The organism is Neomegalonema sp. (genome assembly GCF_028688855.1).
Taxonomy (GTDB): Bacteria; Pseudomonadota; Alphaproteobacteria; order Rhodobacterales; family Rhodobacteraceae; genus Neomegalonema.
The window spans coordinates 1-20,378 of record NZ_JAQTXI010000018.1; the positions used below are offsets into that span (position 1 = coordinate 1).

Annotated in this window: 16 protein-coding genes; 5 read left to right on the top strand and 11 right to left on the bottom strand. The window is 70.3% G+C overall.

The features are described from left to right. Nucleotides 1–190: 190 nt before the first annotated feature. The 10 genes from lpxK to PHN62_RS13125 form a co-directional block, all read right to left on the bottom strand. On the bottom strand, nt 191–1,162 hold the full coding sequence (gene lpxK, locus PHN62_RS13080) for a tetraacyldisaccharide 4'-kinase (protein ID WP_300151344.1): 972 nt from the start codon (nt 1,160–1,162) through the stop codon (nt 191–193). Then, on the bottom strand, nt 1,159–1,464 hold the full coding sequence (locus tag PHN62_RS13085; protein ID WP_300151347.1) for a GNAT family N-acetyltransferase: 306 nt from the start codon (nt 1,462–1,464) through the stop codon (nt 1,159–1,161). Before PHN62_RS13085 ends, lpxK begins: the two co-directional genes overlap by 4 nt. Next, nucleotides 1,461–2,651: a Gfo/Idh/MocA family oxidoreductase gene (locus PHN62_RS13090; RefSeq protein WP_300151349.1), complete on the bottom strand. Its 1,191-nt coding sequence runs from the start codon at nt 2,649–2,651 to the stop codon at nt 1,461–1,463. Before PHN62_RS13090 ends, PHN62_RS13085 begins: the two co-directional genes overlap by 4 nt. A gap of 10 nt (nt 2,652–2,661) precedes the next feature. Further along, entirely contained in the window at nt 2,662–3,699 is a 1,038-nt protein-coding gene (gene mgrA / locus PHN62_RS13095) for an L-glyceraldehyde 3-phosphate reductase (RefSeq protein ID WP_300151351.1), read from the bottom strand. A gap of 97 nt (nt 3,700–3,796) precedes the next feature. After that, entirely contained in the window at nt 3,797–4,435 is a 639-nt protein-coding gene (gene eda, locus PHN62_RS13100; protein ID WP_300151353.1) for a bifunctional 4-hydroxy-2-oxoglutarate aldolase/2-dehydro-3-deoxy-phosphogluconate aldolase, read from the bottom strand. Between the two features lie 4 nt (nt 4,436–4,439). Next, entirely contained in the window at nt 4,440–6,560 is a 2,121-nt protein-coding gene (gene pgi, locus PHN62_RS13105; RefSeq protein WP_300151355.1) for a glucose-6-phosphate isomerase, read from the bottom strand. Between the two features lie 15 nt (nt 6,561–6,575). Further along, nucleotides 6,576–8,408: a phosphogluconate dehydratase gene (gene edd, locus PHN62_RS13110; RefSeq protein WP_300151356.1), complete on the bottom strand. Its 1,833-nt coding sequence runs from the start codon at nt 8,406–8,408 to the stop codon at nt 6,576–6,578. Nucleotides 8,409–8,477: 69 nt separating this feature from the next. Continuing rightward, nucleotides 8,478–9,188 carry a 6-phosphogluconolactonase gene (gene pgl / locus PHN62_RS13115; RefSeq protein WP_300151358.1) on the bottom strand — a complete coding sequence of 237 codons (711 nt, stop codon included), beginning with the start codon at nt 9,186–9,188 and terminating at the stop codon, nt 8,478–8,480. After that, complete coding sequence (zwf, locus tag PHN62_RS13120) at nt 9,185–10,657, bottom strand: glucose-6-phosphate dehydrogenase (RefSeq protein ID WP_300151360.1); 1,473 nt, start codon at nt 10,655–10,657, stop codon at nt 9,185–9,187. The genes pgl and zwf overlap by 4 nt, the downstream gene beginning before the upstream one ends. A 15-nt stretch (nt 10,658–10,672) precedes the next feature. Further along, entirely contained in the window at nt 10,673–11,641 is a 969-nt protein-coding gene (locus tag PHN62_RS13125; protein ID WP_300151362.1) for a carbohydrate kinase, read from the bottom strand. A gap of 266 nt (nt 11,642–11,907) precedes the next feature. Here PHN62_RS13125 and PHN62_RS13130 point away from each other — a divergent pair, with 266 nt between their 5' ends. The 5 genes from PHN62_RS13130 (at nt 11,908) to PHN62_RS13150 (ending at nt 15,649) form a co-directional block, all read left to right on the top strand. After that, nucleotides 11,908–12,597, top strand: a complete 690-nt coding sequence (locus PHN62_RS13130) for a hypothetical protein (RefSeq protein WP_300151364.1) — start codon at nt 11,908–11,910, stop codon at nt 12,595–12,597. A 152-nt stretch (nt 12,598–12,749) separates the two neighbouring features. Further along, nucleotides 12,750–13,343 (top strand): preprotein translocase subunit SecG, encoded by a 594-nt coding sequence (secG, locus tag PHN62_RS13135; RefSeq protein WP_300151366.1) that lies wholly within the window; start codon nt 12,750–12,752, stop codon nt 13,341–13,343. An 83-nt stretch (nt 13,344–13,426) separates the two neighbouring features. Further along, nucleotides 13,427–14,875 (top strand): HAMP domain-containing sensor histidine kinase, encoded by a 1,449-nt coding sequence (locus tag PHN62_RS13140; RefSeq protein WP_300151368.1) that lies wholly within the window; start codon nt 13,427–13,429, stop codon nt 14,873–14,875. A gap of 113 nt (nt 14,876–14,988) precedes the next feature. Then, complete coding sequence (locus tag PHN62_RS13145; protein ID WP_300151370.1) at nt 14,989–15,240, top strand: hypothetical protein; 252 nt, start codon at nt 14,989–14,991, stop codon at nt 15,238–15,240. Nucleotides 15,241–15,373: 133 nt separating this feature from the next. Further along, nucleotides 15,374–15,649 (top strand): PepSY domain-containing protein, encoded by a 276-nt coding sequence (locus tag PHN62_RS13150; RefSeq protein ID WP_300151372.1) that lies wholly within the window; start codon nt 15,374–15,376, stop codon nt 15,647–15,649. 143 nt (nt 15,650–15,792) lie between these two features. Here the strand turns inward: PHN62_RS13150 and gltB are convergent, their stop codons facing one another. Continuing rightward, nucleotides 15,793–20,352 (bottom strand): glutamate synthase large subunit, encoded by a 4,560-nt coding sequence (gene gltB, locus PHN62_RS13155; RefSeq protein ID WP_300151374.1) that lies wholly within the window; start codon nt 20,350–20,352, stop codon nt 15,793–15,795. Between the last annotated feature and the right edge of the window lie 26 nt (nt 20,353–20,378).

Genomic DNA, 20,378 nt, shown 5'->3' on the forward strand with positions numbered 1-20,378 from the left:
GGGCAGGAGGCTTTGGGGGGGGGGGGATCTGGCGGAGGTAAAAAGCGGCGGACGCGCATGCATAGAGGGGGGAGCGGGGGGCGCGTCCGCCGCCAGATCGCGCAGCAGAGGGACTTGGTGCGCTGAATCAGGATATAGGGGCGTCGCGCAGGGGAAAAAGATCCCGGATCAAAATTTTTTCAACCCCTGGCTAAAATTTTCTTAACGTCCCGTCGAGCAGGGCGTCAAGGGCGTTCTCGTCCCGAAGGGTCAATTTCGCAGGAACCGGCAGGGCGGCGCCCCGAAACCACGCCGGGAACTTCACCGCGTCCTTTTCGGTGCAGATCATCTGCGCGTCGAGGGCCTCCGCCTCGCGGGCCAGACGGCGCAGGATGGCGTCGTCATAGACGGCGTGGTCGGGGAAAGCCCGCGTCGCCGCGAGATCCACGCCCAGCTCCCGCAGCATGGCGAAGAACTTCTCCGGACGCCCGATCCCTGCGAAGGCCAGAGCCCGCATCCCCGCGAAGGGCGTCCCGGCGAAGGCGGGCTCCACCCTTCCGCGCAGCACCGGCCCCGCGAAGGGAATCCCCGCCAGAGGATCGCCCTCCCCGAGGATCAGCGCCGCGTCGGCCCGCGCCAGCCCCTCCGCGACGGGCTCGCGCAGGGGCCCCGCCGGAGCCACACGCCCCGAGCCGAAGCCCGCAGGCCCGTCGATCACGATCAGCGAGAGATCCTTCTCCAGAGCCGGATTCTGGAAGCCGTCGTCCAGCACCAGGACCTGGGCCCCCGCCGCCACGGCCGCCCGAGCCCCCGCCGCCCGGTCGCGCGCGATCCAGGTCGGGGCGTGGGCCGCGAGGATCAGGGGCTCGTCGCCGACGCGGGCGGGATCGTCGGCGTTGGCGTCGACGCGATGCGGTCCGCGCTCGGAGCCGCCATGGCCCCGGCTCAGGGCGTGGGCCTCAAGGCCCCTCTGCGCGAGGCGCCGGAGGATGTGGATCGCGGTCGGAGTCTTGCCCGCCCCCCCGAGCGTCAGATTCCCCACGCAGATCACCGGAACCGGCGCCCGCCAGGGCCTGGCCCGCCGCCGACGCGCACGCCCCGCCTCAGCCCAGACCGCCCCCAGAGGCGACAGCAGAGCCCCGAGGACGGAGTCCGGATCGGACCAGAAGCGCGGCGCCCTCATGCGGGCAGCAGGTCCGACCAGTCGGGATGACGCGCGAACTGGGCCGCCACATAGGAGCAGAGCGGCAGGATCTTCAGCCCCTCGGCGCGGGCGTCGCCGACGGCCCGCAGGACCATCCGCGCCGCCACGCCCGATCCGCGCGCGGAGCGCGGCGAAAAGGTGTGGTCGATGGCCATGACTCCGCCCGAAAGGCGATAGGTCATTTCGGCCTCCTCCTCGCCGAGGGCGATCCAGTAGCGGCCGCCCTGGGCGTCTCGGTCGTGATTCACCGGCGGAAGCCGGGCCTCGTCGGGGGCGCTCATGAGGGGACTCCGGAGTCGGGGGGTTCAAGAAGGGAGGGGGCGGTCCATGCGGCGTCCGCCCGCGAGGAGCGCAGACAGGCGTCGATGAAGGCCATCCCCTCCAGCCCTTCGGCCAGGCCGGGGGATTCCGGCGTCTCGGGCGAGCCGCCCGCCTGAACCCTGCGGATCGCCCGGGCGTAGTCCTGATAGAGATTGGCGAAGGCTTCGAGATAGCCCTCGGGATGTCCGGCGGGGGTGCGGGTCAGAGACGCCGCGCCGGGACTGGCTCCGGCGCCGCCGCGGGTCAGCAGGCGGCGGGGCTCGCCATAGGGGGAGAACCAGAGCTGGTTCGGAGCCTCCTGCGCCCATTCGAGTCCGCCCTTGGCGCCGTAGACCCGCAGACGCAGGCCGTTTTCATGGCCCGGCGCGATCTGGCTGGCCCAGAGCATCCCGCGCGCGCCGCCCCTGAAGCGGAGCATGGCCTGGACGTCGTCGTCGAGGCGGCGGCCCGGCCCGAAGCTGCGCAGATCCGCCGAAAGGGCCTCCAGCTTCAGCCCCGTCACATGGCGCAGCAGATGGTAAGCGTGAGTCCCGATGTCGCCGACGGCGCCGCCTTCTCCGGCGTTGGCGGGGTCCATGCGCCAGAGCGCCTGCTTGTTCCCCGAGTCCTCGGCGGGCTCGGTCAGCCAGTCCTGGGGATACTCCACCTGCGCGATCCGCAAGGGCCCGAGATCGCCCCGCGCCACCATCTCGCGCGCCTGGCGCACCAGAGGATAGCCCGCATAGGCGTGGGTCAGGCCGAAGACCAGAGGCCGACCCCCCACCATCCGGGCCGCCAGGATCCGCGCCAGAGCCCGCGCGTCCTCCAGGGTGGAGGTCAGGGGCTTGTCGCAGATCACATGGATCCCGGCTTCGAGGAAGGCCTTCGCCGGGCCGAAATGCAGATGATTCGGCGTGACGATGGAGACGACTTCGATTCCGTCGGGCCGGGCGGCCTCGGCGCGGGCCATCTCCTCCCAGGAGGCGTAGGCCCGTCCGGGCGCGATCCCCAGATCCTCCGCCGAGGCCCGCCCCTTCTCGGGATCGGCGGAGAAGGCTCCCGCCACAAGCTCGTAATCGCCGTCGAGCCGCGCCGCGAAGCGATGCACCGCCCCGATGAAGGCCCCTCGCCCGCCGCCGACCATCCCCAGACGCAATCTGCGCGTCATGACCTCTCCTTCAGACCTTCGGCTGGCCGCGGGCCGACCAGATGTTGACCCCGCCCTCGCGGGCGTGGAGGTCGATCTCCGCCAGCTCCTCGGGCGTCAGGGGCTCCAGCGAGAGGGCGCCGACCGAATCCCGCAGCTGCTCCACGCGGCTGGCCCCCACCAGAGCCGAAGTCACCCGCGGATCGCGCAGGGCCCAGGCCAGAGCCAGCTGCGCCAGAGAACAGCCCCGCTTCTCCGCCACGGCGTTCAGACCCCGGATGCGGGCGAGATTCTCCTCGCCGAGCATCTCGGGCTTCAGGGACTTGCCCTGGGTGGCGCGGCTGCCCTCGGGCGGGACGCCGCCGAGATATCTGTTCGTCAGCATCCCCTGGGCCAGGGGCGAGAAGACGATGCAGCCCAGACCCTCGGCCTCCAGCACGTCGAGCAGCCCATCCGTCTCGATCCAGCGATTCAGCATGGAGTAGCTCGGCTGATGGATCAGGCAGGGCGTGCCCAGCTCCTCCAGAATCTGCGCGGCGCGGCGGGTCTGCTCGGCGCCGTAGGAGGAGATCCCGGCGTAGAGCGCCTTGCCCGAACGCACGATCCGATCCAGAGCGCCCATGGTCTCCTCGAGGGGAGTCTTCGGGTCGAAGCGGTGGGAATAGAAGATGTCCACATAATCCAGCCCCATGCGCCGGAGGCTCGCCTCACAGCTGGAGATCAGGTATTTGCGGCTCCCCCATTCGCCATAGGGGCCGGGACGCATGTAATAGCCCGCCTTGGTCGAGATCACGAGATCGTCGCGATGGCTCCTGAAATCCGTGCGCAGGATCTCGCCGAAGGCCGTCTCGGCGGAGCCCGGCGGCGGGCCGTAATTATTGGCGAGGTCGAAATGCGTGATCCCCAGATCGAAGGCCGCCCGGCAGAGATCGCGCTTGGGCTCGAAAGGGGCGTCGTCGCCGAAATTATGCCAGAGCCCCAGCGACAGCGCAGGCAGCACCAGCCCGGAGCGCCCGCAGCGCCGATAGGTCATGGAGTCGTAGCGTCGCGGATCCGGAATCCAGCCCATGCGCGGCCTCCTCGCTGGCGTTGGTCGGGGCCATGGTAGGCCGCGCGGGCGGCGGGGGAAAGCCCCATCCGCCCCGCGCCCGGATCGGAAGGGCCGCTCAGACCGCGCGCCGGAGCCCCGAGGCCTCGCGGGCCAGCTCCTCGATGCGCGCCCAGTCGCCCGCCTTGACCGCCGCTCTGGGCGCCACCCAGGAGCCGCCCACCGCCAGCACGTTGGGCAGATCCAGATATTGCGCGGCGTTGGCCAGAGAGATTCCGCCCGTGGGGCAGAATTTCACCTGAGGCAGGGGGCTGCTCCAGGCCTTGAGCAGCGCCGCTCCGCCCGACTGCTCGGCGGGGAAGAACTTCAGCACGTCGAGGCCCTGCTCCAGAAGCCGCATGACCTCCGAAGCCGTGACCGCGCCCGGCAGAAGCGGCAGGCCCTCGTCCCTCGCGGCCTTGAGCAGGGTCTCGGTGCAGCCCGGCGAGACGCCGAAGCGCGCTCCCGCCGCCTTCGCCGCCTTGACGTCGGCGGGAGTCAGCAAGGTGCCCGCCCCCACCACCGCGCCCTCGATGGCGCTCATGGCGCGGATGGCGTCGAGGGCCACGGGGGTGCGCAAGGTCACCTCCAGAGCCTTCAGCCCGCCCTTGACCAGAGCCCGGCCCAGAGGCTCGGCTTCGGCCAGAGTCTCCACGATCAGCACCGGCACCACCGGCGCCAGAGCCAGAACCTCGCGCGCGCTCACCATCTTTCCCATGGCTTCAAACTCCCTGATGCGTTTCGCGCAGAGCCGCCGCCGCCGCGACCAGCCCCGAAGTGGAGGAATCCGCGCCCGCCGGCGCCTCGCCCCTCTCGACGCCCGGCAGGAGCTTCGCCGCCAGCTCCTTGCCCAGCTCGACGCCCCATTGGTCGTAGGCGTTGACGTCCCAGATCGCGGCCTCGACGAAGGTCTTGTGCTCGTAGAGCGCCACGAGCCCGCCGAGCCGCTCCGGATCGAGCAGCGGATAGAGCAGCGTCGTCGAGGGGCGGTCGCCGGGGAAGGTCCGGTGCGGAGTCAGCCGCGCGATCTCGGCCTCGGGGAGGCCCCTGGCGCGCATCTCCGCCGCGACCTCGCCGGGGAGCTTGCCGAAGGCCAGGGCCTGAGACTGCGCGAAGCAGTTCGCCAGGAGCTTGGCGTGATGATCGCCGAGATTCTCGTGGGCTTGCGCCGCCGCGAGGAAATCCACCGGGATCACGTCGGTTCCCTGGTGGATGAGCTGGAAGAAGCTGTGCTGGGCGTTGGTGCCCGCCTCGCCCCAGACCACCGGGCAGGTCGCGACCGTCACGGCCTCGCCGCCGCGCGTGACGCGCTTGCCGTTGGACTCCATGGTCAGCTGCTGGAGATAGGCCGGAAGCCGCCCGAGGCGCTCGTCATAGGGGATCACCGCGACGCTGGAGGCGCCCATGAAGTTGCGGCGCCAGATTCCGACCAGCCCCATCAGCAGGGGCAGGTTCTCCGCCGCCGGAGCGCTCCGGAAATGATCGTCCATGGCTTTGGCGCCCGCGAGGAAGGCGCGGAAGTTCTCCGCCCCGACCGCGACGGCCAGAGGCAGGCCGATGGCCGTCCAGACGGAATAGCGCCCGCCGATCCAGTCCCAGAAGCCGAAGACGCGGGAATCGTCGACGCCGAACTGCGCGGTCTCCTTCAGATTGGTCGAGACCGCCGCGAGATGGGCCCCCGCCCCCGCCGCGCCGAGCTTCGCCGCCAGCCAGTCCCGCGCCGAACGGGCGTTGGTCATGGTCTCCTGGGTGGTGAAGGTCTTGGAGGCGACGAGGATCAGGGTATGGGCCGGGTCCAGCCCCTTGAGCGTGTCGGTCAGATGGGCGCCGTCCACGTTGGAGACGAAATGCGCCCTCGGGCCGTCATGACAGGGCGCGAGCGCCCGGACCGCCATCGCCGGACCCAGATCCGAACCGCCGATGCCGATGTTGACCACATCCGTGAAGCGCCCGCCGGTCGGGGGGGCGCAGTCCCCGGAGCGCAGGGCCTCGGCGAAGGCGAGGAAGCGCTCCAGCGTCGGGGCGACCTCCGCGAAGCCGGGCGCGTCATAGGCGCCGGAGGGATCGCGGGCCGCCACATGCAGCACCGCCCGCCCCTCGGTGAGGTTGATGGGCTCGCCGCGGAACATGGCCTCGCGCTTGCCCGCCACGTCGGCGGCCTCGGCGAGGGCCAGCAGCGACTTCAGGGCCCCCGCGTCGAGCTTCTCCTTGGAGAAATCCACGAGCAGATCGCCGGAACGCCGCGACAGACGCGCGAAACGCTGCGGATCCTGCGCGAAGAGCTGGCGCAGATGCAGGCGCTTGAGGCGGTCGGCGTCGCGGCCTGCGGCCTCCCATGCGGCGGCGAAGGTCATGGCTCGGGCTCCTGAGGCTGGGGGAGGAGGGGCCGCGATCTCGCGGGCCTTGTAGCTCTCGGCGAAGGGATTCGGCGCGCGGCGCAGGAGCTCCGGGCGCGCGAACCAGTCGGCGGCGAGAAGGGCCTCCGCCGTGGGCAGGTTCAGCGCCAGAGGCGCGCCGTAAAGCGTGCAGATGCGGATCAGGGCCTTGACGTCCACGTCGTGAGGCTGGGGCGTCAGGGGGTCCACGAGGAAGATCAGCGCGTCGATGCGCCCCTCGACGATGGCCGCCCCGATCTGGAGGTCGCCGCCCAGGGGGCCGCTCTCGACGCGCGCGATCTCGGCGCCGGGCATGGCCTCCAGCAGGAGGCGCCCGGTGGTGCCGGTGGCGAAGAGCCGGTGGCGCGTCAGGATCTCCCGATGCGCCTGCGCCCATTCCGCCAGGGCGGGCTTCAGCCGGTCATGGGCCACCAGGCCGAGGCCGAGCCGGGTTTTCGCTTCCGTCATGATGCACCGCCCCCCTCAACCAGCCGCGAAGGAGAAGAGGCTCGCCCCCTGGTCCGCAGGCCCCACCGCCGCGCGGAAAGGCGCGAAGAGCTCGCGTCCGACGCCGAATTCGTTCCCGGAGAGATCCGCCGTCGCGGGTTCGCGGGAGTCGAAGCCCTCCGCGAAGACTTCGAGGGTTCCGGCGTCGGCGTCGAGGCGAATCAGGTCGCCGTCGCGGATCTTCGCGATGGGGCCGCCGTCCACGGCTTCGGGCGTCAGATGGATCGCGGCGGGCACCTTGCCGGAGGCGCCCGACATGCGCCCGTCGGTGACCAGAGCCACGCGGAAACCCTTGTCCTGAAGCACGCTCAGGGGCGGCGTCAGGCTGTGGAGTTCGGGCATGCCGTTGGCTCGGGGGCCCTGGAAGCGCACCACGCAGATCACGTCCCGCTCCAGTTCGCCCGCCTTGAAGGCCGCCGCCAGAGCCTCCTGACTGTGGAAGACCCGCGCCGGAGCCTCGACGACATGGCGGTCGGGCTTCACCGCCGAGACCTTGATCACGCTGGTCCCGAGATTGCCCTTCAGAAGCTGGAGGCCGCCCGTCGGCTGGAAGGGCGCCGAGACCGGCCGCAGGATGTCCTTATGCAGGGATTCGCCCGCGGATTCCACCCAGCGGATCTCTCCATCCGGGCCGAGCTTCGGCTCCTGGGTGTAACGGCTCATGCCGTCTCCGGCGATGGTGCGCACCTCCTCATGGAGCAGCCCGCCGCCCAGAAGCTCGCGGATGACGTATTGCATGCCGCCCGCCGCGTGGAAGTGGTTCACGTCGGCGAGCCCGTTCGGATAGACCCGCGCCAGCAGGGGAACCACGCCGGACAGATCCGCCACATCCTCCAGAGTCAGCAGGATCCCCGCCGCCCGCGCCATGGCCACCAGATGCAGGGCGTGGTTCGTCGAGCCGCCCGTGGCGTGGAGCCCCGCAACCGCGTTGATGAAGTTCTTCTCCGCGAGGATCTCGCCCGCCGGGACGTATTCGTTGCCCAGAGCCGTGATCGCCAGAGCCCGCCTGACCCCCGCCTCGGTCAGGGCGTCGCGGAGGGGCGTGTTGGGATTGACGAAGCTCGCCCCCGGCAGATGCAGCCCCATGATCTCCATGAGCATCTGATTGCTGTTGGCCGTGCCGTAGAAGGTGCAGGTGCCGGGGCCGTGATAGGATTTCATCTCCGAGGCGAGCAGCTCGGCGCGGGTGGCCTCGCCCACGGCGTAGCGCTGACGGGTCTTGGCCTTCTCGTCGTTGGAGAGGCCCGAAGTCATGGGTCCGGCGGGCAGGAACACCGCCGGAAGATGTCCGAAACGCGCCGCCCCGATCACCAGACCCGGAACGATCTTGTCGCAGACGCCCAGATAGACCGCCGCGTCGAAGCTCTCATGACTCAGGGCGACCGCCGTCGAAAGCGCGATGACGTCGCGGGAGAAGAGCGACATCTCCATGCCCGCCCGGCCCTGGGTCACGCCGTCGCACATGGCGGGCACGCCCCCCGCCACCTGAGCCGTGGCCCCCGCCGCATGGGCCGTCCGGCGGATGATCTCGGGGAAGCGCTCGTAGGGCTGATGCGCCGAAAGCATGTCGTTATAGGCCGTGACGATCCCGAGATTGGGGGCCTCGCCCGCAACGAGGCGCTCCTTGTCATGGGTCGAGCAGGCGGCGAAGGCGTGGGCGAAATTGGCGCATCCGAGATCGCGGCGGGTCGGACGATTCTCGGCGGCGCGGCGGATCATGTCGAGATAGGCCTGACGCGCGCGGCGGCTGCGCTCCGTCACCCTCTCCGTGACGGCCGCGAGGGTCGGATTCAGGCTGGCGCTGGTCATGGAGAAGGCTCCTTTCGCCGAGGGGACGAAGCCCCATGGGTCACATCGGAATCATGCAGGCGCGTCGCGTCACGGCGCGTCGAAGACGGTCAGGCCCCCCGCCGCGCGCAGGATCGCCCGGACAGGCATGTCGGCTTCGGCGCCCGCGGGATCCAGCGCCTCGGCCAGGACGCGGCGCTTTTCGGCGCCGTTGATGAGCAGACAGGCGCGTCGCGCGCCGGTCAGCACGGGGCGCGTCAGCGTGAGGCGCGGCTCGGGCGCGCCCGGCGCCCGCAAGGCCAGAGCCGCCAGAGGCTGCGCCGGGTCCATGGCCTCCGCCAGACGGTCGCCGCCGGGAAAGAGCGAGGCCGTATGGCCGTCGGTCCCCATGCCGAGCACGCAGACGTCCAGAGGCGTCAGCGGCCTCAGGGCGTCGTCGAGGTCGCCGAAGGCCTCTTCGGGCGTCGGGGCGCCGGTGAAGAGCGGGATGAACCGCGCCGCCGAAGCCGGGCCCCGCAGCAAAGTCGCCCGCAAGAGCCGCCCGTTGGAGCGCTCGCTCTCCTCGGGAACCCACCGTTCGTCGGTCAGCGTGACCGAGAGCTTCGCCCAATCCAGATCGGCGCGGGACAACTCGACGAGGAAAGGCCCCGGCGTCGTCCCGCCCGGAACCGCCAGGGAAGCCCGCCCCCGCAGACGGATCGCCTCGGCGAGATCCGCCGCCGCCGCCGCCGCCAGAGCCAGGGCCTGAGCCTCGCGGCCCGCGAAGGCCCGGATCTCGACCTTCGAAATCACGCCGCTCATGGCTCGATCTCCCGCCAGCGGCGGCCGTCCTGATGGATCAGCCGCAAGGCGTCCTCGGGGCCGCGCCCGTCGGGATCATAGACCGCCGGAGGCTCCGTCCAGCCCGACCAGGCCGCCAGGATCGGGTCGATCCAGGCCCAGGCGGCTTCGACCTCGTCGCCGCGCATGAAGAGCGTCTGATCGCCCCGGATCACGTCCAGCACCAGGCGCTCGTAGGCGTCGGGCATGCGCACGCCGTTGAGCGCGTCGGCGAAGGTCATGTCGAGCGCCGCCTCCCGCAGACGCATGCCGCCCGGACCCGGCTCCTTCACCGTCACGCGGAGCGTCACGCCCTCGTCGGGCTGGAGGCGCATCACCAGAGCGTTGCGCCGCAGACCCTGCGCCAGATGCGGAAAGATCATGTGCGGCGGATGACGGAAGATCACCGCGATCTCCGAAGAGCGCGCCCTCAGGCGCTTGCCGGTGCGCAGATAGAAGGGCGTCCCCGACCAGCGCCAGTTGCGGATTTCGGCCTTGATGGCCACGAAGGTCTCCGTGTTGGAGGCCTGAAGCCCGAGGTCTTCGAGATAGCTCTTCTTCTCGCCCCGACGCCCGCCATATTGCCCGCGCGCGGTCACTTCATGGGCGTTGCCCGCCGTGATCGGCGCGAGCGAACGCAGCACCTTGAGCTTTTCGTCGCGCACGCCGTCGGCGTCGAAGACGGCGGGGGGCTCCATGGCCGTCAGGCAGAGAAGCTGCAAAAGGTGGTTCTGCACCATGTCGCGCATGGCGCCCGACTGGTCGTAATAGCCGCCGCGCCCCTCCAGACCCACCGTCTCGGCGACGGTGATCTGCACGTGATCGACGTATTGCGCGTTCCAGAGCGGTTCGAAAAGGGCGTTGGCGAAGCGCAGCGCCATGAGGTTCTGGACCGTCTCCTTGCCCAGATAATGGTCGATGCGGTAGATGCCGCTTTCCGGGAAGGCCGCGCGCAGCTGGTCGTTGAGCGCATGGGCGCTCGCGAGGTCATGGCCGAGCGGCTTCTCGACGATCAGCCGCGCCTTCTCCGTCACGAGGCCATGGGCCTTGAGCTTCTCGGCGATGGAGCCGAAGAAGGCCGGGCCCACCGCCAGATAGAAGGCCCGCACGAGGCCTTCGCGCCCCTCCAGATGTCTGGCCAGCGAGGACCAGCCCGTCTCTGCGGCCGCATCCACACGGATGTAGTCCAGCCGCCCGAGGAAGCGCTTCACCGCCTCGGGGTCGAGATCCTCCTTCGGGACGAACTCCTGGAGGGCCTTTTCGGCCTCGACGCGCCAGGCCCTGGAGGCCATTTCGGTGCGCGCCGCGCCGATCACGCGGGCGTCCGGAGGCAACTGCCCCGCCCGGTCGCGCTGATAGAGCCCCGGAAGCAGCTTGCGCCGCGTCAGGTCGCCGGTGGCGCCGAAGATCACGAGGTCGAAGGGGTCGACGGGGATGATGACGCTGCTCATGAGGCTCGGCGGCTCCTATGGATGGGGCGGCTTGGGAGTCGGAAGGGCGGGCAGTTCGGCGCGGCGCGGAGGATCGGCGCCCCGTCGCGCGCAGGTCAGGCCGGAGGCTCTGGCGCAGAAGCGCAGAAGCTCCGCGAGCTCTCCGGCGGGGATCGCGGCCAGCCGGGCGCGGTCGAGCCGCCCCGTCTCCTCCAGCCCCGCCAGAAGCGCGGCCATGAAGCTGTCGCCCGCGCCCACCGTGTCGATCAGCGCGATCTTCTCGGCGGGGATCTCGGCCCGCGCGCCCGAGGCCGCCAGCGCGAAGGCGCCCTCCGCGCCGCGCGTGACCACCACCAGAGCAGGCCCGAGCTTCAGCCATGCGGCGGCGACCTCTTCGGCGGAGCTCTCGGGATGCAGAAGCCGCAGATCCTCGTCGCTGACCTTCACGAGGTCCGTCAGGGGAATCAGGGCCTCCAGACGCCGCCGCCAGACCTCGCGGTCGGGCTCGACGTTGAGCCGCAGATTGGGGTCGAGGCTGAAGAAGCGCCGCCCCGCCTCGCGGGCCGCCAGAGCCGCCAGAGTCTCCGAGGTCGGGGGCGCGACCAGCGCGTAGGAGCCGAAATGGATCGCCTTCACGCCTTCCATTCCGGCCTCGGTCGGCAGGTCGTCGAGGGTCAGGGCCCGATCCGCCGCCCCGACGCCGTAGAAGGCGTAGGCCGGGACGCCCGCCGCGTCGGCGGCCACCAGGCTGAGGGTGCTGAGTTCGGACTTGCGCCGCAGGAATCGCGGCTCCACGCCTTCGGCCTCCAGCCGCGCCGTCAGGCGCTCGCCCAGAGGATCGGTCGAGATCCCGCCGAAGAGCCCCGCAGGCCGACCCAGCCGCGCCAGCCCCATCGCCAGATTGAACGGCGAGCCGCCGATGCGGGCGTCGAGGGTCATGGCGCCGTCGGGACGCGCCTCGACGAGGAAAAGATCGTAAAGCGCCTCTCCGCAGATCATGAACATGCCGGATCCTCCCTGCGGCGGATCTTGATTGAGGACGCGGAGCCCGCGCAAGAGGCCGCGCGCTCCATCGGGGCCCCTTCCGGGGCCGCCTCGCGCCGCGACCGCCTTGCGGAGGAATCCTTACGCTTCCAAACCGCTTTGGTCAAGCGAGCCGCGACCCCGCCCATCCGGAGAGCCTTCTTTCGCGCCGCGCGCGCCTTATATTGGCGCGACGCCCGCCCTTCCCTCCCCGAAGCGCGGCGGGCCGGATTTCAGGAGGAACTCCCATGCGGCTGAGAAGCCTTGCGGCTGCGGCCCTGATCGCGGCCCTGACGGCGCCCGCCGCTCCGGCGCGGTCTCAGGATCTGGGCGCCCTGGCGGGCTTCCTCGGCGGCGGCGGCGCGCCGGTCGACCTCTCGCCGACGATCTTCGGCGCCCCCACGCCGGTCCGGATCTGGCTGCGCCCCTCGGCGGGGCCGGAAGGCTGGCTCCGGGTGGAGGGCCGCGCCCAGGCGCCGCAAGCCCGCGTCCATCTCGAACGCGGCCTGAAGCAGGAGCTGGCGCTCCGGACGCGCGGCGCGCTGCATGTCGAGGGGGTCGCGCTCTCGCAGCTCTCGGCGGACGCCCGCGCCTTCCATCTGGCGGGCGAGATCCGCCATGCGCCGCGTCCGGGCGGGCGCGTCGAGTCCTCGGGCTTCGAGGCGCGCATCCCCTATGCCGTGACGCCCCAGGGGCTGAAGCTGCGCCCCGAAGGCCGCCTCGGCGCGGCGCCGCCCGCCCTGCGCGCCGCGGTCGAGGCCCTGCTCCAGCCGGTGGACCTCGTGGCCGAGGAGGCCTTGCAGGGAACGCGGCTGGAGAGCTTCGTCCCTTCCGTCTCCGCGCAGGGCGATCTGGAGGCGCGGGCCGCGCTTCTCGCCTCGCCCCAGGCCCTGACGAACTTCTGGGCTCTGGCGCTCGGCGGCGCCCGCGGACGCTGAGCCGCCCCGGGAAGACTTTCCCTCGACAAGGCCCGGGCGGGGCGCTACAAGCCGCGCCAAAGCTTTCGACCGGCCTCGGGCGGGCCCGGACTCCCTGTCGCCCGAACCCGCGCCCCCCGCCGCGCCCTGACGAACCCGCTCACGGATAAGCCATGACCCAAGTCCTGATGATCGTCCTGCTCATCGTCGTCCTGTTCCTGATCGGGGCGGTGCTGCTGCAACGCTCGGAGGGCGGGGCGCTCGGGATCGGCGGAAACGCGGCCACGCAGGGCCGCAGCAGCACCACCGCCCTGCAGAAGACCACCTGGGGCCTGATCGCCGCCTTCCTCGTCGTGAGCCTCGCCATCGCGGCTTCGCCCTCCTCGACCTCGCGTTCGCTGTTCGACGGCGTCCAGCCGACCGTCCCGGCCTCGACTCCGGCGCCTGCGCCCGCTCCGGTCGTGGATCCGGGGATCGGCGCCGTGCCCACTCCCGGCGCGACCCCGGCGCCCGCGACGCCCGTTCCGGCGCCGGTCGTTCCCGCGCCCGAAGCCCCCGAGGCCCCGGCTCCCGAGGCGCCCGCCTCCGAAGCTCCGGCTCCGGCTCCGGTTCCGGCCCCCGCTCCGGCGGACGTCGAGATCGAGAGCGAGTCGCTTGAAGCTCCGGCTCCGGCGGCGCAGCCCGCCGCCGAAGAGGCGGCTCCGGCTCCCGAGGCCGGGACTCCTGCGGCTCCGGCCCCCGAGGCGGCGCCGACCACCACGCCCTGACGTCCCTTCCGGCCCCGGCCCGCCGCGCGCGGGCCGAAGCGGCTCGGGTCCGGCGACGTCTTCGCTCGGAAGGATGAGAGCTCTTGGCCCCTCTGCGGCGAATCCGCGACAGTCTGGCCGCCCGCATCGGGATCGCCGCGGGGGCGTCGGTTCTGGCGCTCCGGATCGCCGTCCTGCCCTTCCATCTGCTGGAGATCCGCGAGGACCACCTCCGCGACCGCGTGGACGCCGCCTGGCTGGTCACGCTGGCCGAAGATCCCCGCATGGACGCCGCCCGCGACGGCGACGCCCCTGCGCCCGTGGCCTCCGGTTCGGGCTGGCGGGCCGTGACCCTCCTCAACGCCGCGAGCTCGGATCTGATCGTGCTGGAGCGCGCAGGCGCCCGCGAACAGGTCTTCTGGCGCGCCGAGATGAAGGAGGCGGGCTTCTGGGTCCAGTTGGAGACCGAACCTCTCGGCAAGCGGCTTCTGCGGGCCTTCGGCACGCTCATCGGCGACGCGCCGCCGCGCTTCTTCGTGCAGGCCCAGCCGCGTCCGCCCGATTCCCTGCCCACCGGCACCGTGATCGAGAGCGCGCCGCTCAAGCGGCGGCTGCGCGAGGCCGCGCTCGGAGATCTTCTGGAGGCCCTCGGCCTGGCGCTCCTGACGGGTCTGGCGGCGGGCTTCGCGGCGCGGCGTCTGGCGGGCGAGCCGGCGCGACGTCTGGCGACGGGCGTCGCGGCCTTCCGCGCCGATCCCGAACACGCCGAGCCCTTCCCTGACGAACCCCTCGCGCCGGGCGCCGAAATGGCCGAGGTCGAGCGCGGATTCTCGGCGCTGCAGAGCGAATTGCGCATGGCGCTCAAGCAGAAGTCGCGGCTGGCGGATCTCGGCGAGGCCATGGCCAAGATCAGCCACGACCTGCGCAACACCCTGACCAGCGCGCAGCTCCTCGCGGATCGCCTGGAGCGCAGTCAGGATCCCGTGGTCCGGCAGATCGCGCCCAAGATCCTGCGCTCTCTGGATCGGGCGGCGGATCTCTCGGCCCAGACGCTCCGTTACGGCAAGGCCGACGAGCCCCCCCCCGAGCGCAAGCGCGTGCCTCTGGAGCCCTTCCTCCAGGAGGTGGCCGCCATCGCCGCCCCGCAGGACGACCACAAGCCCCGCTACGAGATCGACGCGCCCCCCGAAGCCGTGGCCGAAGCCGATCCCGACCAGCTCTACCGCATCCTGCTGAACCTGATCCGCAACGCGGCTCAGGCCATCGAGGGCTCGGGCGTGGGGGGCCTGATCCTGATCTCGGCCCGGCGCGCCGACGGCGGCGTGGCCATCGACGTGAAGGACGACGGGCCGGGCCTGCTCGCCGAGGCGAAGGCCACCCTCTTCAAGCCCTTCAAGAGCGGCGGACGCAAGGGCGGCACCGGACTGGGCCTCTCCATCGCGCAGGATCTGGCGCGGGCCCATGGCGGCGAGGTGCGGCTGATGGAGAGCTCCGAAGGCGCCCATTTCCGGGTGCGCATCCCCGACAAGAAGAACGGCCCCTCTCTGGCCTGAAGGGGCGTTTCCTTACAAATCAGTCATGTGACTGGATTTCCCGACGCGCGCCCCCATCTCCTTGAGGGCGGGGCTCAAGTCCCGCTTTTGGTCAGTCAGAACAGGAGGCTTTGATGAAAAGCCCTCTCCTTCTCGCTCTCGCCGCCAGCGCCCTTTCGATCTCCGCGGCCTTCGCGGAGCCCCCCGAAAACGCGCTCCCGCTCTCCGAGATCCTCCAGAACGTCGAATCCACGGGCGAAGTCGCCTATGTGACCGACGTGGAGTGGAACGCCGATCAGGCGGCCTGGACCATCGCCTTTGTGGACGCCGAAGGCGCCGAAGGGATCCTCACCCTCGACGCCGTGACCGGCCAGCCCAACAGTTGACGTCGTGGAGCCGCCCGGCGCCCGAAGGGGTCCGGACGGCTCCCCCGCCAAGGGGCGGGCGCGGCCTTGATCCGGACTGAGAGGTCCGCGCCCCCTCCCCCGATCTTCCGCAACAGCAACAGGAATCCGCCGCATGACCCGCGCGACCCTCGCCGTCCTCCTCTCGACCGGCGCCCTTCTGGCCGCCCCGACCCTCGCCCTCGCCGACGACCGTCCGCCTCCTGCGGGCGCTCTGAAGCTCTCCGAGATCCTGTCGAAGGTCGAGGCCGCCCATGGCGTCGCCTACGTCGACGAAGCCGACTGGGACGACGACGACGGTCATTGGGAGATCAAGTTCGTGAGCGCCTCGGGCGCCCGGACCGAAATCCGCGTGGACCCCCTCACCGGCGAGCAGATCCAGCGGCGCTGAAGTCTCCGGCCTTCCCGACCCTCCGGCCGGATTCGAGACGCCCCGCTTCGGCGGGGCGTTTTCCTTCCGGCGCGGCTGAAGCAAAAGGCGGCCCCCTCGCGGGAGCCGCCTTTTCACGTCGTCCCGTCGCCCGAAGCGCGAGGTCAGGCCGAAGCCGCCTCGGCGCGGTCGGAGAGCGGATGAGCCAGACGCCCGATCATCTCCTTCGGGCAGATCTGCCGGAAGCGTCCGAGGGCTTCGTCCCAGTTCTCCAGGATCTCGCGGCCGCGCGGGCTGCGGGTCTCGCGGACATGCTCCTCGACGAGGCCGCGCAGGACGCCTTCCCAATGGGCGCTTTCGACCGGCTGGACGAGGATGGTCTCCGGATTGATGCGGGTCTCGAAATCTCCGCGCTCGTCATAGACCCAGGCCATGCCGCCGGTCATGCCCGCGCCGAAGTTGTCGCCCACCGCCCCGAGGATCACCGCCTGTCCGCCGGTCATGTATTCGCAGCCGTTGGAGCCGCAGCCCTCGATCACCGTCGTGGCGCCCGAGTTGCGCACGGCGAAGCGTTCGCCGGCCTGGCCCGAGGCGAAGAGCTTGCCCGCCGTCGCGCCGTACAGCACGGTGTTGCCGATGATGGTGTTCTCGTGCGGCACCAGCGGAGAGCCCAGAGGCGGACGCACCGTGATGAAGCCGCCCGAAAGCCCCTTGCCGACATAGTCGTTGCAATCGCCCGTGACCTCGATCTTGAGGCCCGGCGCCGCGAAGGCCCCCAGAGACTGCCCCGCCTGTCCGGCGAGCTGGATCGTCAGGTGATCCTCCAGCAGGCCGTTGTCGCGCATGCCGAAGCGCCGCACGATCTGCGAGGAGAGCCGGGTCCCGATGCTCCGCTGGACGTTGCGGACGTTATAGGAGAGCTGCATCTTCTCGCGGTTGGAGAAGAAGGGCTCGGCGTCGCGGATGATCTCGGCGTCCAGGGCGTCGGGCACCACGTTGCGCGGCTTGTCGCGGCCGAGCGCGGTGCGGGCGTCGCCGTCCACGCGGACGAGCATCGGATTCATGTCGAGGTCGTCCAGATGGGTCGCGCCGCGGTTGACCTGGATCAGCATGTCGGCGCGGCCGATCACCTCGTCCAGCGAGCGGGCGCCCACCGAAGCGAGGATCTCGCGCACCTCCTGGGCGAGGAAGGTGAAGAGGTTCACCACCTTGTCCGGCGTGCCGACGTATTTCTCGCGCATCTTGGGGTCCTGCGTGCAGACGCCCACCGGACAGGTGTTCGACTGGCACTGACGCACCATGATGCAGCCCAGAGCCACGAGGGCCGCCGTGCCGACGCCGTATTCCTCGGCGCCGAGCATGGCCGCCATCACGATGTCGCGTCCGGTGCGCAAACCGCCGTCGGTGCGCAGGGTCACGCGATCGCGCAGACGGTTGAGCGTCAGCACCTGATGGGCTTCGGAAAGCCCCATCTCCCAGGGCAGGCCCGCGAACTTCACCGAAGTCACCGGGCTGGCGCCGGTGCCGCCGTTATGGCCCGCGATGAGGATGATGTCGGCCTTGGCCTTGGCCACGCCCGCCGCGATGGTCCCCACGCCCGCGCCCGCCACCAGCTTCACGCAGACCTTGGCGTCGGGGTTGATCTGCTTGAGGTCGTAGATGAGCTGCGCCAGATCCTCGATGGAATAGATGTCGTGATGCGGCGGCGGCGAGATCAGCGTCACGCCGGGGGTGGCGTGGCGCAGTTTGGCGATCATCTCGGTGACCTTGAAGCCGGGCAATTGCCCGCCTTCTCCGGGCTTGGCGCCCTGAGCCACCTTGATCTCCAGCTCGGTGCAGTTGTTCAGATATTCCGCCGTGACGCCGAAGCGCCCGGAGGCCACCTGCTTGATCTTGGCGCGTCCGTTGTCGCCGTTGGGCTTGGGCTTGCCCTTGGCGGGATCCTCGCCGCCCTCGCCGGAGTCGGATTTCGCGCCGATCCGGTTCATGGCGATGTTGAGCGCCTCGTGGGCCTCGGGGCTGAGCGCGCCGAGGCTCATGCCGGGAGTCACGAAGCGCTTGCGGATCTCGGTGATGCTCTCGACCTCATGCAGCGGGATGGGCTTGCGCTCGCCATGGCGGAAGTCGAGGAGATTGCGCAGATGGATCGGGGGTTGCTGGCGCATGCCCTCGCTGAACTGCCGGAAGCTCTCGTAGCTGTTGGTCTCGCAGGCCTTCTGGAGCAGATGCATCAGATTGGCCGACCAGGCGTGAGTCTCGCCGCCGCGCCGCGATTTGTAGAAGCCGCCGATGGGCAGCACGCCGTCCGCCTCAGGCGCGAAGGCCTTGGCGTGCAGCTCCAGCGCCTTCTTCTGGAGGCCCGCCAGACCGATGCCCGAAATGCGGCTGGCCACGCCGGGGAAATACTCCGCCGCCAGAGCGCGGCTCAGGCCGAGCGCCTCGAAGTTGCAGCCGCCGCGATAGGAGGAGATCACCGAGATGCCCATCTTGGACATGATCTTCAGCAGGCCCTGGTCCACGGCTTCGCGGAAGCGCGCCGCCGCCTGAGCCGTGGTCCCCGAGAGCAGCCCGCGGCTGACGCGGTCCGAAAGGCTCTCCAGCGCGAGCCAGGCGTTGACGGTGGTCGCCCCCACGCCGATCAGCACGGCGAAATAATGGGCGTCCATGCATTCCGCCGAGCGGATGTTCAGAGAGCAGAAGGTCCGCAGGCCCGCCCGCACCAGAGATCCATGCACCGCCGAAGTCGCGAGGATCATCGGCAGAGACATGTGCTTTTCATCCACATGCTCGTCGGTGAGGATGAGATGCCCCACCCCCGAACGCACGGCGCTTTCCGCCTCGGCGCGCAGACGCTTCAGCGCGGCGTCCATGGCGCCGGGGCCGCCGTTCACCGGGAAGACGCAGGAGATCTCCCGCGCCCGCTCGCCCATGTAGGCGCGCATGGCGTCATACTGGGCGTTGGTGACGACGGGGCTTTCAAGGGTGAAGATCTCGGTCTGGCTGGAGCTTTCGTCCAGCACGTTCTGCAGATTGCCGAAGCGGGTCTTGAGGCTCATCACCCGCTTCTCGCGGAGCGGGTCGATGGGCGGATTGGTCACCTGGCTGAAGTTCTGCCGGAAGAAATGCGACAGGGGCCGGTATTGCGCCGACAGCACCGCGATGGGGGTGTCGTCGCCCATCGAGCCGATGGCCTCCTTGCCGTCCTCGCCCATGGGATGGAGCACCTGCTCCAGCTCCTCGATGGTGTAGCCCGCCGCGCGCTGGCGACGCCGCAGCTCCGCCCGCTCCAGACGGATCGGCTCGACGGCGCCCGGCGGAATGGTCGATTCCAGCGGAGTGATGCGCTCGGCCCAGCGGTCGAAGGGCTTGTCCGGATTGGAGGCGAGCAGATCCTTCAGCTCCGCGTCGCGGTAGATCTTCCCTTCCAGCATGTCCACGGCGATCATCTGGCCCGGCCCGAGGCGGCCCTTGGCCTTGATGCGCGCTTCGTCCACCGGGACCATCCCGATCTCCGAGCCTGCGATCAGCAGGCCGTCGCCGGTCTGCACGAAGCGCATGGGCCGCAGGCCGCTGCGGTCGAGACCGCCCACCACCCAGCGTCCGTCGGTCATGGCGAGGGCGGCGGGGCCGTCCCAGGGCTCCATGACGGAGTTGGAATAGGCGTACATCGCCTTCCAGGCCTCGGGCATGGAGGCGCCGGTGTTGGACCAGGCCTCGGGCACGAGGATGGTCTTGGTCATGGGGGCGGAGCGTCCGCCGCGCACCATGAGCTCGAAGACCGCGTCCAGCGAGGCCGAGTCGGAGCCGCCCGGAAGGACGATCGGCTTGATGTCCTCCTCATTGCCGTTGAAGAAGCTGGAGGCCATGCGGATCTCGTGGCTCTTCAGCCAGTTGAGATTGCCCTTGATGGTGTTGATCTCGCCGTTGTGCGCGAGCATGCGGAAGGGCTGCGCCAGCCACCATTGCGGAAAGGTGTTGGTCGAATAGCGCTGGTGATAGATCGCGAAGCTGGAGGCGAAGGCCTCGTTCTTGAGGTCCGGATAGAACTCCGCGACCTGCTCGGCGAGCATCATCCCCTTGTAGATGATCGAGCGGCAGGACAGCGTGCAGACGTAGAACCCCGCGATGGAGGCCGCCGCCACGCGCTTCTCGATGCGCCGGCGGATGATGTAGAGCTCGCGCTCGTAGGTCTCGTCGTCGACGCCCTTGGGGTCGCCGATCAGGATCTGTTCGATCTCGGGGCGGGTGGCGTTGGCCTTCTCGCCGAGGATCGAGACGTTCACCGGAGGCTGACGCCAGCCGTAGATGTAATAGCCCATCCGGATGATTTCGGATTCGACGATGGTCCGGCAGGCCTCCTGAGCGCCGAAGTCGGTGCGCGGCAGGAAGATCTGACCCACCGCCAGACGTCCCGACAGAGGCTCGTGGCCGGTGCGCCGCACATGCTCGCGGAAGAACTCCTGCGGGATCTGCACATGGATGCCCGCGCCGTCTCCGGTCTTGCCGTCGGCGTCGACGGCGCCGCGGTGCCAGATCGCCTTGAGCGCGGCGATGGCGTTCTCGACCACCGCGCGGCGCGGCTTGCCGTCGATGGCCACCACGAAGCCGACGCCGCAGCTGTCGCGCTCGTCCTCGAGGCGATACATGCCGGTCTCGGCGAGCTTGCGGCGCTCGGCCTCATGGGCTTCGGACCAGTTCGCGGGAAGGGTGAAATCCTGAGCCATCACGGTTTCTTTCAGCCTGAGAGGGG